The organism is Flagellimonas amphidinii, assembly GCF_013090115.1.
GTDB lineage: Bacteria > Bacteroidota > Bacteroidia > Flavobacteriales > Flavobacteriaceae > Flagellimonas > Flagellimonas amphidinii.
On the sequence record NZ_JABFNN010000045.1, the window covers coordinates 63,141 to 77,381 of the forward strand.

13 protein-coding genes and 2 tRNA genes are annotated in these 14,241 nt (G+C 37.9%); 6 read left to right on the forward strand and 9 right to left on the reverse strand.

The window, feature by feature from the left end; all coding sequences use genetic code 11:
- Positions 1-62 precede the first annotated feature (62 nt).
- The 3 genes from HJC33_RS16825 to rpsT all read left to right on the forward strand — a co-directional run bounded on the left by HJC33_RS16825 (position 63) and on the right by rpsT (position 546).
- Positions 63-134: transfer RNA gene (locus HJC33_RS16825), tRNA-Glu, on the forward strand.
- Between the two features lie 56 nt (positions 135-190).
- Positions 191-262, forward strand: a tRNA-Glu gene (locus tag HJC33_RS16830).
- A gap of 32 nt (positions 263-294) precedes the next feature.
- Positions 295-546: a 30S ribosomal protein S20 gene (gene rpsT / locus HJC33_RS16835; protein ID WP_116182725.1), complete on the forward strand. Its 252-nt coding sequence runs from the start codon at positions 295-297 to the stop codon at positions 544-546.
- A gap of 137 nt (positions 547-683) precedes the next feature.
- On the opposite strand, the gene HJC33_RS16840 is transcribed toward rpsT, so the two are convergent.
- From HJC33_RS16840 to rho, 3 genes are all read right to left on the reverse strand, one after another.
- The gene (locus HJC33_RS16840; protein ID WP_171660012.1) at positions 684-2,735 is read right to left on the reverse strand and encodes an LruC domain-containing protein; all 2,052 of its coding nucleotides are present in this window, start codon (positions 2,733-2,735) and stop codon (positions 684-686) included.
- 949 nt (positions 2,736-3,684) lie between these two features.
- Positions 3,685-4,356, reverse strand: coding sequence for a hypothetical protein (locus HJC33_RS16845; protein WP_171660013.1), 672 nt, complete (start codon positions 4,354-4,356; stop codon positions 3,685-3,687).
- A gap of 139 nt (positions 4,357-4,495) precedes the next feature.
- On the reverse strand, positions 4,496-6,073 hold the full coding sequence (gene rho, locus HJC33_RS16850) for a transcription termination factor Rho (protein ID WP_171660014.1): 1,578 nt from the start codon (positions 6,071-6,073) through the stop codon (positions 4,496-4,498).
- A gap of 194 nt (positions 6,074-6,267) precedes the next feature.
- Here rho and HJC33_RS16855 point away from each other — a divergent pair, with 194 nt between their 5' ends.
- Positions 6,268-6,678, forward strand: coding sequence for a DUF4293 domain-containing protein (locus tag HJC33_RS16855; protein ID WP_171660015.1), 411 nt, complete (start codon positions 6,268-6,270; stop codon positions 6,676-6,678).
- A gap of 86 nt (positions 6,679-6,764) precedes the next feature.
- On the opposite strand, the gene HJC33_RS16860 is transcribed toward HJC33_RS16855, so the two are convergent.
- The 3 genes from HJC33_RS16860 to HJC33_RS16870 all read right to left on the reverse strand — a co-directional run bounded on the left by HJC33_RS16860 (position 6,765) and on the right by HJC33_RS16870 (position 9,168).
- Positions 6,765-7,625, reverse strand: a complete 861-nt coding sequence (locus HJC33_RS16860; protein WP_171660016.1) for a DUF6503 family protein — start codon at positions 7,623-7,625, stop codon at positions 6,765-6,767.
- A gap of 81 nt (positions 7,626-7,706) precedes the next feature.
- Positions 7,707-8,672 carry an MBL fold metallo-hydrolase gene (locus HJC33_RS16865; protein ID WP_171660017.1) on the reverse strand — a complete coding sequence of 322 codons (966 nt, stop codon included), beginning with the start codon at positions 8,670-8,672 and terminating at the stop codon, positions 7,707-7,709.
- Between the two features lies 1 nt (position 8,673).
- The gene (locus HJC33_RS16870; protein WP_171660018.1) at positions 8,674-9,168 is read right to left on the reverse strand and encodes a metallophosphoesterase family protein; all 495 of its coding nucleotides are present in this window, start codon (positions 9,166-9,168) and stop codon (positions 8,674-8,676) included.
- A gap of 88 nt (positions 9,169-9,256) precedes the next feature.
- Here HJC33_RS16870 and truA point away from each other — a divergent pair, with 88 nt between their 5' ends.
- Complete coding sequence (gene truA, locus HJC33_RS16875) at positions 9,257-10,009, forward strand: tRNA pseudouridine(38-40) synthase TruA (protein WP_171660019.1); 753 nt, start codon at positions 9,257-9,259, stop codon at positions 10,007-10,009.
- Positions 9,996-11,768 carry an ABC transporter ATP-binding protein gene (locus HJC33_RS16880; protein WP_171660020.1) on the forward strand — a complete coding sequence of 591 codons (1,773 nt, stop codon included), beginning with the start codon at positions 9,996-9,998 and terminating at the stop codon, positions 11,766-11,768. The genes truA and HJC33_RS16880 overlap by 14 nt, the downstream gene beginning before the upstream one ends.
- 9 nt (positions 11,769-11,777) lie before the next feature.
- On the opposite strand, the gene HJC33_RS16885 is transcribed toward HJC33_RS16880, so the two are convergent.
- Genes HJC33_RS16885 through folP form a run of 3 tightly spaced genes read right to left on the reverse strand, consistent with a single transcriptional unit; the run spans position 11,778 to position 14,205 of the window.
- On the reverse strand, positions 11,778-12,542 hold the full coding sequence (locus HJC33_RS16885; RefSeq protein WP_171660021.1) for a DUF3667 domain-containing protein: 765 nt from the start codon (positions 12,540-12,542) through the stop codon (positions 11,778-11,780).
- Positions 12,542-13,327 carry a diadenylate cyclase CdaA gene (gene cdaA, locus HJC33_RS16890; protein ID WP_171660022.1) on the reverse strand — a complete coding sequence of 262 codons (786 nt, stop codon included), beginning with the start codon at positions 13,325-13,327 and terminating at the stop codon, positions 12,542-12,544. The genes HJC33_RS16885 and cdaA overlap by 1 nt, the downstream gene beginning before the upstream one ends.
- Positions 13,328-13,371: 44 nt before the next feature.
- On the reverse strand, positions 13,372-14,205 hold the full coding sequence (folP, locus tag HJC33_RS16895) for a dihydropteroate synthase (RefSeq protein WP_171660023.1): 834 nt from the start codon (positions 14,203-14,205) through the stop codon (positions 13,372-13,374).
- Positions 14,206-14,241 lie beyond the last annotated feature (36 nt).

A 14,241-nucleotide genomic window follows, 5' to 3' on the forward strand; every position in this document is an offset into this window, starting at 1 on the left:
AATTTACTGTTGCAAGACTTAAAAATAGTTGTATTTTTGCATCCGCAATTGTGCAACCTTAAGGCCCGTTCGTCTAGGGGTTAGGACGCCAGGTTTTCATCCTGGTAACAGGGGTTCGATTCCCCTACGGGCTACAAAGTTCAATGAAATGACTGTTTTTTTGTCATTGAGTTGAAATTTTATTGATTATGGCCCGTTCGTCTAGGGGTTAGGACGCCAGGTTTTCATCCTGGTAACAGGGGTTCGATTCCCCTACGGGCTACGAAAAGAATTTTGAAAGTATAAATTAAGACAATGGCAAACCATAAGTCAGCATTAAAGAGAATTAGAAGAAACGAAGCGGTACGTTTGCGTAACAGGTATCAGCACAAAACTGTGCGTAATGCTATCAAAAAATTACGTAACGAGGAAGATAAGAAAGCTGCTGAAGCATTATTGCCTACGGTTGTTGGTATGATTGATAAGTTGGCCAAGCGCAACATCATTCATAACAACAAAGCGGCTAACCTTAAGAGCAAATTGATGAGCAAGGTTGCAGCAATGTAATATTGTTTAGAAAAAATAGAAAAAAAGCTCCATCTATTGGAGCTTTTTTTTTGCTTGAATCTATAGAGCCCATTATTATAAATAAAAAAGCCCCATAAAATGGGGCTTTTTTAATCTATGTTTGGCAGGGAATTTTGTTAATCCTTTAAGTCTGACTCATTACGGTAACCTGTGGAATCTTTGTACCAATCTTCGAATACTGTGCCTCCTGAAGTTGCCCATTGGTTAAAAAAGTTGTAAGCTCGGTTAACCGGAACTCTTTCTTTAGGTGGTTTAAAATTGTGCATAATGTTGATTGCCCAAGGCAAACCACTATCAGTTTTGTAATTGCCATCAACATCTTGGTTTACACCTTCTACCTCTGTGTCATTTTCACCCAATGAGGTTTTAAATCTGTTGGGTAAGTGAATTTCTCGACCTCTTTCCTTGTTCACTATCAAGAAAGGATTAAAAGGAGCGATACCTAATTGATTGGTGGTAATCGGGGTGGAGAACTTTACGGTCACTAAAGTGGGAATGTTCAACATGGCCTCATTGTTATCAAATAATATGATTACTGCTCTATCTTGCCCTTCTTCCACGCCATTTGAAGCTACATTAATATATCCTTCCGTTAATACTGTGCCAGTAACAGATTCAATTAGGTTGGGAGCTATACTTTCCATTTCAATCCCAAAGGCATTGATAAGACCTGCTCCATCTGAAGTAACTTCAAAATGAATGTCCAATTGAACCGCCATGTTATCAGAATTTAATACCGCTACGAATCTATAATTAACGGCGGTATCATTAAAATCATAATCCCCCATAAACGGCCATAAATCTTCAAATGCTACGGTACCCCATCCATATTTACTTGGAGTAAATTGTTCAAAAGCTTTATCAGCATCTTCAGGGTATTTGTCATTGCTATCGGTAACACCATCCCCATCTGTATCTGGGTCTACAGCATTTTCATCGGTTATTGTAAATGTTGTAAGGTCATTGATGGTTCTATCAAAAGAAATTCCGGATGTTGAATTAGGGCCATACCGATATTCCCAGCCACCTGTTTGTGTATCCATAACAATTAGGTTGCTGTTGTTTGAATTGTTGGCCAACCATAATTCATTGTTGGAATCAAAAGTCATTGAAGTGGGTTGGAAAGGAAGGTCTTCTCCACTGATTCTAATGGCATCGTAGTCTCCGTCAGCGTTAAAGTCCAATCTATACAATCCGGAAAATGAACAGAGAAAAATGGTGCCATCTTGTGCGAAAGCCAAATCTCCCCCACCTGTATTGTGAAGACCTATAATGTCCCAGTTAGATAAGATATTAGCATTCTGAGGGTCAATGCTGTATAGTTTGCCATGTTTGGAAAAATATAATAATCCATCATTTGTATTATAATCCAGTCTTGGACCCCCAATGCCCAAATCCCCTACAGTAGTCCAAGTATCATTGACGATATCATATTTCATTAAAGGGTGAGGTCTACTTTTTCCAATGGAATACAACATTTTGTTTGAAAGGTCTATTGCGGCGGTATAGCTTCCCATGGGCATATCCGAAATGAATGTGTAATCACCTGTCAATGGATCAACTTGAAACAATTCCGCACTACCATTTACGCAGTATAGATAATCTTCTGTCATTAACTTGTTGAAGGATGCTTTTTTTCCACTTTCGGGGGAATAAGTATAAGTGGTGACCGGCTCCGTGATGTTGACTATTGCAGAAGAATATTTTAAGCCTTCTTTTCTTCGGATGTATAGTTTATCAAAATAATCTGGTACGGCAAAAGTGTGTTCTATTTTGCCTCCTGAGGGAATTCCGCTAAATAAAATGTGGTTTAGATTATCAACCGAAATATCGTTGTCAGTCTCTTCTTCATTTTCTTCATTGATATAGGTGATTTCTTCGCCAATAAAAATTTGGTCATTATAGGCATAAACGTCGTACTTTACGTTTGAAGTATTATCGTTTATAACCAATTGAACTTTACTTTCTGTGTTAAAATCAAATCCTGCTGGAATGGTTAATTCTGTTATTGCAAGTTCGTCAATAGGAGTTTCTTCAGTAGGCGAATCATCAGTATCACTTTGTGCATCGGGTTCGGTCGGATTTTCTAAACTATCCTTAACGCACGAAGAGTACGTAAACATGATCATGATTCCTATAGTGGTCAAAAGAATTCGGGGAGTTTTCATTGTATCAGTTTTTTGGATATAAATCCGGATTTTCTGTTAAAATTAGATTTTTGACTTTGTCAATTATTTAGTTGCTGGTCGGATAGCGCATGTGTATCGATTAATCGATATGTAGGCTAGTTAAAAGGAGTAGTATTATTAGTTTTTACTATGAACGAAAAAACCTACAAAATAATATAATTACTCGACGAAATACTTGGAAATGTTGTAATTGCCAATTAAAACGATGCTGAGAAGAATGAAGAAGTAGGTTTTTTTTATTAGCGGAATGCTTTTCTTTTACCAATCAAGAGGCCTATAATGAAAAGTGAATACATTAGGACTATAAGAGCTAGAAGAATGTAATATAACTTATAAGAGACCCAAACGCCATAATTAATAGAACTCATCAACCAAATATTGGGGGCAAATAAATAAAAAATAAACGTGCCTATGCTAACCCAATATAAAAGATTGTACTTGATAGGATATGGGTTTAACTCCATTTTTTTTTCTTTAAAATAGAAGAAAATAGAGGTCAATAAGACCAATGCCCCTACAATATCTGCATAATATAGACTGGTGTAGAATGGGTTCTGAAAGAAAAGACTAATGACATAGCTGAGTATGGATGTGATTACACCATATTTTATCCATTTTTTATAAGTCTTGGATTGAACTGTTTTATAATAAATCCAATAAAAAAAGAGAAAAGTAATAACTTGATAGATGTTGTATATGATAATATTATACCAAGAGTACTTCGCGACAAAAATGAATTGAAATTCATGGTATTTTATAAAATACCCCAAAAGCTCAGTAAAAAAGGTGTAAATGATAAATATTGGAAAATATTTCAATACAGTATCATAATACCTCCTATATCTGATTACGGCAACAATCCATGTAAGCAGATATAGGGGTATGTAAAAATGATTTTGTAAGAATATGATGAATTCTTCGTTCATAATTAATAATCAGCATCAGGCGGTGGTCCTGCCGAACCGCGGTTCAAAGTCAGACTTTGAGATGCATACGTGGCTGGAGCAGAAGTTGTTGGGGCAAAACTTGCGTAAGACCTTTGTTTGGTTTTTTGGGTACTTCCAATTTCGTTTGCGCCAACTGCATTTTTAATCAATTTGGCCTTACCATCTTCTCCAATGTAGAATCCATATTCATGTCCATCAACTTTCATGGTTGGAACAATAAAAATTGAATTTTGTCTAGGGTGTACAATTTTCTTTCCATCAGGAAAGTCTTTTTTATTAGGGTAGTTGGCAAAATACAATCGAAGCGAAGAAATGTCTACACCAGCTCCTTTGGCTTCTTGTTCAATGAAAGCCATGTATTGTTTGATTTCTTCATAGCCAAATGAGGAGAAACGTGCCGCCTTAAAATTTTCATCATCATTGGTTTCTAGTTCAAAGGCTTGAATAATTTCGACTCTGTTTTTGGAATAATTGTCGTAAAGTGATTTTGATTCTTCCAGTGATATAATGCCTTGAGGTGGTGCTACTTTTTCCTCTCTTGGTTTTTCTAGAGCTGGTTCAGAGGTTTCTTCTTTTTGGACCTGTTTGCATGATCCTAGCATGAGTAACAACGAGCCCAAAAAAATAAGGGCTGCTTTTCTGGTGTTTTTCATTGTATAAGTGTTTTTAGTTGATAGTTCTGGGGGAACTGTTTAAAGATATGGCATTTCTTTAAAATAGGTCAACAAAAAAGCCCTTCAAAATTTTTTGAAGGGCTTTATATTATTGTTTTTCAGTTAATTAAAACTTAAACTATTCATTCATAGTTAACAAGAACTCTTCGTTGTTCCTGGTCTGTTTTATGCGTTGCTCCATAAATTCCATGGCCTCAACAGGGTTCATGTCTGCTAAATACTTGCGCATGATCCACATACGTTGAATGGTATTTTCATCCAATAAGAGATCATCTCTACGAGTAGAAGATGAAATCAAGTCTATGGCTGGGAAAATTCTACGGTTGGAGATTCTACGATCTAACTGAAGTTCCATGTTGCCGGTTCCTTTGAATTCTTCAAAGATAACTTCATCCATTTTGGAGCCTGTTTCCGTTAAAGCAGTTGCTATAATTGATAGGGATCCGCCATTTTCAATATTTCTGGCTGCACCAAAGAAACGTTTTGGTTTGTGCAGGGCATTTGCATCAACACCACCACTCAATACTTTACCAGAGGCAGGTTGCACCGTATTATAGGCTCTGGCCAATCGGGTAATGGAATCTAATAGGATAACTACATCGTGTCCGCATTCCACTAGACGTTTTGCTTTTTCCAGTACAATATTGGCGACTCTAACGTGTTCTGTGGCTTCTTTGTCAAATGTTGAGGCCACTACCTCGCCACGTACATTACGTTGCATATCCGTAACCTCTTCAGGACGTTCGTCAATCAACAGAATAATTTGATAAACCTCTGGATGATTGGCGGCAATAGCATTCGCAATGTCCTTCAACAACATGGTTTTACCTGTTTTTGGCTGGGAAACAATCATGCCACGTTGCCCCTTTCCAATAGGGGAGAACAGATCCATAATCCTTGTGGAAATAGTGCTTTGCAGTTCTGCCAATTTAAATTTTTCCTTCGGAAATAAAGGCGTCAGGTGTTCAAAGGATACTCTATCTCGAACTACCTGGGGATCCAAACCATTTATTTTATTGACTTTAATAAGTGGGAAATACTTTTCTCCTTCCTTGGGGGGTCTAATGTTTCCTAGCACAGTATCCCCGGTTTTCAATCCAAATAAACGAATCTGTGATTGCGAAACATAAATATCATCAGGAGAGGAAAGGTAATTGTAATCGGAAGAGCGCAAGAAACCGTATCCATCCTGCATGATATCCAATACACCTTCGCTTTCAATAATGCTGTCGAACTCAAACTCAGGCTCTTTATACCTGTTTTTTAGGTCTTTGTCAAAATTGCTGTTTTTCTTGTCGTGCCCACCACCTTTTTGATGTTGTTGCGGACCATTTCTTCTAGGGCTGTTTTGGTGCTTTTGGTAGCCGTTTTGCTTTGGATCCTTTTTTCTAGGTTGCCCTTTGGATTCTTCCTTTTGTTCCGGTTGAGGAACGTTTTCAGAGGTTGTTTCGGTTGCTGGGGCTGTTGTTTCGCTTTTTGGCTTTGCTGTTCTGGTTCTTTTAGGCCTGGGAGGATTTTGTTCTCCAGTATCTAAGGTTTTTTCTTTGACGACCTTTGGGTTGGATGCCTGTACATCGAGTATTTGATAGACCAAATCAAGTTTTTTTAGGGACTTAAATTTGGGAACATTAAGGTTTTTTGCAATTTCTTGCAACTCAGGAAGCTTTTTAGCTTTTAGATCTGAAATCTCGAACATTAAGTAAAGAATAAGTTAAACTGTCTAATCTGAAAAATATTGAAGTAAAGGTTATCGGGGAACTACTGGAGGAAAGATTTCCTTTGGGTAAGAGCTTCGCTAATAACGCCACAAGTATACAAATTATTTTTTAGGAATAAGGGCATTTTTATCAAAAAGACGCCTATTTTTGCTTTTTGAAATTTATTTGCACAATGATTCAGCGAATTCAGACGTTTTTTTTGGTAATTGTTGCAATTATAGCAGGAGCATTGCCTTTTTTTCTAAGTTTGTGGACTGATGAGGATGGAGTGGAAATTTTTGCAAAAGACGTTCTTTGGATCAGTATTGCTTTTGTTGTTTCGGCGGTTTTGGCCGTCATTTCAATTTTTATGTATAAGAAAAGACAAAATCAATTTGTGGTGAACAGATTGAATATGATATTGAACCTTTTTTTACTAGGATTTTTCGTTTATCGATCGCTAAGCTTATCCGGAGAAATGCAAATTTCTGAGAAGGGTATTGGGATGCTGATTCCTGTATTTTCTATCGTTTTTCTTGTCCTGGCCAACAGGGCTATCAAAAAGGATGAAGATCTTGTAAAATCTGTTGATCGCTTGCGTTGAACCTAACATCTTAGTAGTATTAGTGCGAAAAAGCCCCAGTATTTGCTGGGGCTTTTACTTTTTAATATATCTTAGAATTCAAAATGTTACTGCGTCAGGGTTTCTGGTGTAAATCCGTTATTGAATTTGACATTTGACATGGTTTGAACAATACTTGGTTGCTCACCATAACCTTCTTCACTAGGGATATAATAAGATCTTTTGGTGGAGATTAATTGTCCATCTACATTCTCATACTCATAATGAGCTAAAATTACTGGTTCCTCAATTCCAAAGAATGGCAAAGAAAAATAAAACCTGTCAACCAGCTTGGTTTCTGGATTTACCAGCACAATGTAAACATCATTCTGTGCTTTTCCAGTCATTTCTGCGTTATAGGAAACTTCAACCTTGTCATAAACCTTACCATCATGTTCTTCAGTGCCCAAATATTTTGCGGTAGCAGCTTTATCGCCTAATTTATAGGGCATAGTAAACCAATAGTAATTGGTCTTACGAAGAAAATCCGCCATGTTCAAGTTTTTTTCATCATTTACTTCATTTCCATCATGCTTCATTATAATGGTACTTTTGCCGTCAAAGAATTGTGTGATTTCCCCTTCGGCATTAGGCATTACATTGATTTGGTGCTGGGTGTACTTGGCAAATGACTCTTCTGTGCCAAAAATATATCGCTCAATGGAAATATCGGCATTTCCATTTTCTGGGTATTCGTAGTGGTAAGTATATTCCACATCATGTTTTTTCCACAAATCATTCCATCCACCATGTGTATGGGCAATGGCCTTTAAGATAGATTCTGGTTTATTGGTATCATAAACAGGCTCTTGAGGTTTAACTTCGGTCGTTTCCATCATCTTGGGCGCTTCTTTTTTTGCTTTTGGTTGACAAGCGACTGTGAGCAATAGTCCAAGGATAATAAGTGTTTGCAAATACATTGTTTTCATTTCGGTGTAGCTTAATTGTTGGCTTACTTAGACGGTTTTCTATTTGAAGCTTACAAAGGTGTTGTCTTATTTTTTGATAACTTAAAGCGAGAACCGTTGTCCGAAATCGGCAATGTTGTATCCTTTTTCCAGAACCTCTTGAGATGCCTTGCTTTTTGGGTTCAGCAATGGGTTGGTATGATTAAAATGAATGAAGTGAATTTTGTTTTTTTCCTTTAGAGGTAGATGGCTGAACAATTCCATACTTTCAATTACAAAAGGGTGAGGGATTTCTGAAATGTTACGAGTATTGATTTCGAATCCGTCATAAAATGTTGCATCCAAAAAAGCGAGGTCCACTTTTTGGATTTCAGCTACAATATTTTTCTTCCATTTAGACCATTTATCAATATCTGGAATAAAAAGGGCAGATTTATTGGGGCCAACTATTTTAAAACCCACTGTTTCAGAATATTCATCTCGGTGAGGTACAGTAAACGGAATAACCTGAAGGTTTTGGCTGGGTTTTGTTGTATCGCCGTTTTTGATGGGTCTGATAACAATATTTTTCAATGCCAACAGTTGATTCCAAGGACCATTTTTTTTCAAAAACGTCTTCATTTTGGGCATGGCGTAAACAGGTATCTGTTTTCCTCCCAAAGCTTCCCGGCCCAAGTACATCAATCCAGAATAATGTCCCATATGTGCATGAGTGAGAAAAATGCCATCTGGAGTTTCCTTATTTTCCTCTGCATAATTCTTCAATAGTTTCATTTGGGATGTAATATCTGGGGTAGCTTCAAAAAGAAAGGTTTGTTGATTTTGATGATCGATAACACCCAAGGAAACCACTTTTCTGGAGGGGTCAGGGTTGTTGAACAAATCAGCGCAACATTCTTTTTGACATCCAATATGCGGACTTCCCCCATCTTGAACGGTGCCCAATACATAAAGTGAAACCTCACTGTTTTCAATAAAGGACGTATTTGCATTGGTTGAAGCCCTCTTGTTGTCTTTTCCTAAGCAAGAAAGCATCAAAATGGAACCGATAAATACAAAGTATTTCATATCACCTTTTACCTAATTCAATAACTTCCAAGTCAGAGATTTTACTGCCATCAATGGTAAACCTGAGCATAGTGCGGACCTGATGAAACCCATGTTTTCCACAAGCACCAGGGTTCATATGGAGCAGATTCAGCTTTTTATCGTTCATAACCTTTAAAATATGTGAGTGCCCGCAGATAAACAATTTAGGTGGTTTTATTTTGATTTCTTCCCTAATCCTAACATCATAACGGTTGGGATAACCGCCAATGTGCGTAATCCATACATCCACATCTTCACAGAAAAACCTATTGTGCTCTGGGAATTCCCTTTGGATGATGTGACTGTCGATATTTCCATGTACTCCTCTTACAGGTTTGAGCGCTTTTAATTGGTCAGTTACCTGTAAATCTCCTATGTCACCGGCATGCCAAATTTCATCAGCTTGGTCGGCATACTTTAAAATTGTGGAATCCATATGGCCATGGGTGTCGGAGAGCAGCAAAACTTTGGTCATAACGCTAAAAATATGCTAAAAAAATGGGGTGACATAGCAGTTGGGAGGGATTCAATTATCTTTAACAACTTAAAAGCAAACCATTCAATTGAGATATTTTATCCGGTTTTCCTATTTCGGAAAGGCTTACCACGGATGGCAGAACCAACCTAATGCGCTAACAGTACAAGAAGTATTGGAAAAAGCGTTGTCCACCTTATTGCGAACTACTGTTGAAGTTGTAGGGGCAGGACGAACAGATGCAGGGGTTCATGCTAAGGAGATGTACGCGCATTTTGACCATGAAACCATTCGTGAAACAGCGGAACTGGTGTACAGACTCAATGCTTTTCTTCCGGAGGATATTTCGATTGTAGAGATTTTTTCGGTGAAAAGTGACGCCCATGCTCGTTTTGATGCTACTGAAAGAACTTATGAATATTGGATTGTACGGCAAAAGAATCCTTTTTATAGTGATTTTGCCCATTTTGTGAAACAGCCTTTGGATGTTGAGGCCATGAACAAAGCTGCAGCCTTGCTTCTGGAGCACACCAATTTTGAATGCTTTTCCAAATCCAATACGGATGTTAAAACTTTTAATTGCGATGTGCGCTATGCTGAATGGAAAGAAGTGGAGAATAGATTGGTTTTTACCATTGCTGCTGATAGGTTCCTACGTAATATGGTAAGAGCCATTGTTGGGACATTATTGGATGTGGGCTTTGGTAAAATAAAACCAGACAAAATCAACACTATTATTGCAAGTAAGAATAGGAGTGAAGCTGGTGTTTCCGTGCCCGCAAAAGGATTATATTTGACTAAGGTTTTATACCCAAAAGATATTTTTGATGAGCAAAAGTGATGATATAGGGAAAGCGTTTGATTTTGGCTTGTTCAAAAGGGTTTTTGCCCATACCAAACCTTACCGGAACATATTTTGGCTAGTGGCGTTTGTCGCGGTTTTGTCAGCGGCCTTTGCGGTGGAAATTCCAATTTTAGTACGTAAGGTCATCAACGAGGCTTTGGAAAATAAAGATGCACAGCAACTTCTTACCCTTGTTTTGTTGATGTTGGGTGTATTGTTAGGTCAAGTAATCAGTCAGTTGATGTTCAATTACTTTGCCAACCTACTTGGGGAATCTGTCATCAAGGATATTCGGGTACGCCTTTTTAAAAAAATGATGGGTTTTAAAATGACCTATTTTGATAACTCCTCCATCGGGGTGTTGGTCACGCGGGCTGTAGCAGATATGCAGCGAATCGGGGAAATTTTCAGTCAAGGTTTTTTTGTCATTGTAGCAGATACGCTAAAGATGTTATTGGCGGCAGCTATTATGCTTTATACCAGTTGGAAGCTAGCTTTGATTGTGTTTGCCATTTTACCAATAATATTGGTAGCTACACGCTTGTTTCAACAAGCTATGAAAGTGGCCTTTATAGAGGTGAGGGCCCAAGTTGCCAACCTCAATTCCTTTGTGCAAGAACGCATTGCTGGCATGAAAATCGTGCAATTGTTCAACCGAGAGGAAATTGAAAAGGAAAAATTTAGGACCATCAATGAAAAACATCAAAATGCTTGGTTAAAAACGGTATGGTACAACTCTATCTTTTTTCCAGTAGCTGAAATTTCATATTCCATTGGAATTGGTCTGGTTGTTTATTTTGGGGTTGTCCAAAACATTGAAAATGTTGGGTTGAATGATACTGGTTCCATTTTTGCCTTCTTTTTCCTGATGGATTTGCTGTTTCGTCCATTACGTCAGATTGCGGATAAGTTCAATACCCTTCAAATGGGAATGGTTGCTGCCAACCGGGTCTTTAAGATTTTGGATACTGATAGCCATATTGCTGATGATGGAAACTTGGTTAAAGAAGATGTCCAGGGGGGGATTGAATTTAAAGATGTGCGATTTGGTTACATTCAAGATGAAGAAGTCCTACATGGAATTTCCTTTAAGGTTAATGCAGGGGAAACTGTGGCCATTGTGGGTGCTACGGGAGCTGGAAAATCAACCATCATCAACTTGCTCAATAGATTTTATGAAATCAATTCAGGAGAAATTTTGATTGATGATTTCAATATCCGGGATTATACCCTAAAATCACTACGTTCCCATATTGCTATTGTATTGCAGGATGTTTTCCTATTTGCAGATACTATCGCAAACAATATATCACTTAGAGATGAGATCATTTCTATTTCCGATATCGAAGCTGCTGCGAAACAAATAGGGGTTCATGAATTTATCTCAAGCCTACCTGGCGGCTATGCATACAATGTAAAAGAAAGGGGAACGATGTTATCCAGTGGTCAGCGACAATTAATAGCTTTCTTGCGTGCTTATGTTAGCAATCCAAGTATTTTGATATTGGACGAGGCTACTTCATCTGTGGATACTTATTCTGAGCAATTGATTCAAAAGGCAACTGATAAAATTACGGAAGGAAGGACTTCCATTATTATTGCCCACCGTTTGGCCACGATAAAAAAGGCTGATAAAATTATTGTAATGGATGCCGGTCAGATTGTAGAAATGGGAACCCATAAAGAACTGCTGAAAAAAGGCGGGTACTACAATGATTTGTATGAAGCCCAGTTCTTAGCGGAAGAAGTAGCCTAAACTAATAATCTATTGTGCCCTAAAATCTTCGAGCGTCATTTGTTTGGATAATAAGGCTAAGACCACGACCAAAATTCCTATGCCCAACATTACAATTCCAAATAATAGCAAATAGGCCAATCCTCGAAAAAAAGTACTGAGGAATTTGGTTTGGTGAATTTTTCCCAATACGTAAAATTGGTAGACTACAATTACCAACAGGAAAGACCAATTGAAGAGATCATATCTTATGTCGAAAAACCCAAAGAGCAATAAACATGCTATAACCTGCACAAATGAGGTTTGTCCGGTTATATAAGCGTTTGTTGCCAGGTGTTCCGTATAGTTGAGTTTTTTCTTGTCTATAAAAAGTAGCCAAGTCATCAAAGCATATATTGGCATAATCACGTAGGATAAAAGTCCTTGGTAGTCAAAGACAAAATCCATATTTGTGGGCTGTTTATCGGTAAAGCTGCTATTGGTGAGATTTATGTGGTAGATGTTTCTAAGGACAAAAAACATAATACCCGATAAAGTAATGCCTATAGCAAAATAACTAATGGGGTTCATGTATTTTTTTCGAGTCCCGGAAATGTAACTTTCAATAACAAGATGGGGTATAGTAAATAGGTGTCGGAAAGTCTTTACAAACGTATTATCAACATTGAAGACCTGAAAACTGATATCCTGCCAGATGTTTTTGAGTGTAAGCCGATTTCGTATGACTTTTGCACCACAGTTGGGGCAATAGTCAAAATCTGACCTTAGACTGGCCTGGCAGTTTTTGCACTCCATTATTCCAAATCCTTTTTGATGAGATTTCCAAGTTCCTTCAATCCTTTAAAGGGGACAAACTCACCATTTTTTATATAGGATATGGATCCTGTTTCCTCGCTTACGACCAAACTAACGGCATCAGTTTTTTCGGTAATTCCAACGGCGGCACGGTGTCGTAATCCAAAACGAAGAGGAATGTTCCTGTCATTGGAAACGGGTAAGATAACCCGGGTTGCTGTGATGTAATTATCTTGGATAACAGCAGCTCCATCGTGTAAAGGACTGTTCTTAAAAAAGATACTTTCCAAAATGGGTTGCGTAATCTCAATGTTCATGGAATCCCCAGTTGACTTTACAAAATCCAACGAATTGGTGCGCTCCATGACAATTATGGCCCCAGTTTTGGTCACTGCCATTTTTTCACAGGCTCCAATTACTGCATCCACATTCGTGGTAGTTGGCATGGCCTCTTGTTTCAAAAATTTGAAGTGGCGGGTAAAATTTCTCTTGGCGGCAAAATTTGTGGATCCGATCATCAATAAAAATTTCCGTATTTCTTGCTGAAAAACAATGATCAAAGCAATTAAGCCAATGTTCATAAAACCACCGACCATGCTGCTAATCATTTTCATTTGCAAAAGCTCAGTAAGTTTCCATAAGGCCCAAACAATTACAATACCAATAAAAATATTGATGGCCACTGTTCCTTTAACTAATTTATATATGTAGTAGAGTAGGGCGGCAACAAGTACAATGTCAATGACATCAGTAATTTTAAATTCAAGAAAATTTAGAAAATCCAACCGCAGTGTTTTTGTAAAATTAGCAAAAATAGCAGAACCAAAAATTAAAGCGAATTTGCTTTGAGTTCTTCAACTAACTTAACACATTCCATGGCTTCTTTTATATCGTGAACCCTTAAAATGTTGGCCCCTTTCAAAAGAGCAATGGTATGAAGGGCGGTTGTGCCATTTAAAGCTTCTTTGGCGGATGAATTCAATATTTTATAAATCATGGACTTTCTGCTCAACCCAATCAATAGGGGTGTATTGAAGGTTTGGAAAAAATCCAGATGATTGAGCAGTGTGTAATTTTGCGCTGTGGTCTTGGCAAAGCCAAAACCAGGATCTATGATGACATCATTGATTTTTTTTGCATTGGCCTCATTGACCTTTTCGGAAAAATAAAACAACAGATCTTTCATTAAATCATCATAGTGTGCCTCCTTTTGCATGGATTGGGGAGTTCCCTTCAAATGCATCATTACATAAGGAACCTGATATTGGGCCACTGCGGAAAACATATCAGGATCCAAATTCCCTGCAGAAATATCGTTGATCATGGCCGCGCCCCTTTCCAAGCTTTTTGAGGCAACATTGCTTCTAAAAGTATCAACGGAAACAAGTGTTTCAGGAAAGTTTTTCAATATCAATTCTAAAACGGGAAGTAGGCGTTTCAACTCTTCGTCTTCAGGAACATGCTCGGCTCCTGGTCTAGAGCTGTAAGCGCCCATATCAATAAAAGAGGCACCTTGGGACAACATTAGCTCCACTTGGGACAAAATGGATGTTTCATCCTTGTATTTCCCTCCATCAAAAAAAGAGTCGGGAGTAAGGTTGAGAATGCCCATTATTTTTGGGGAGCATAAATTGATCAGTTCACCTTTACAGTTTATGGTCATAAACAATACGTGCTTTGCTGGGTTTGTTTATCTTTG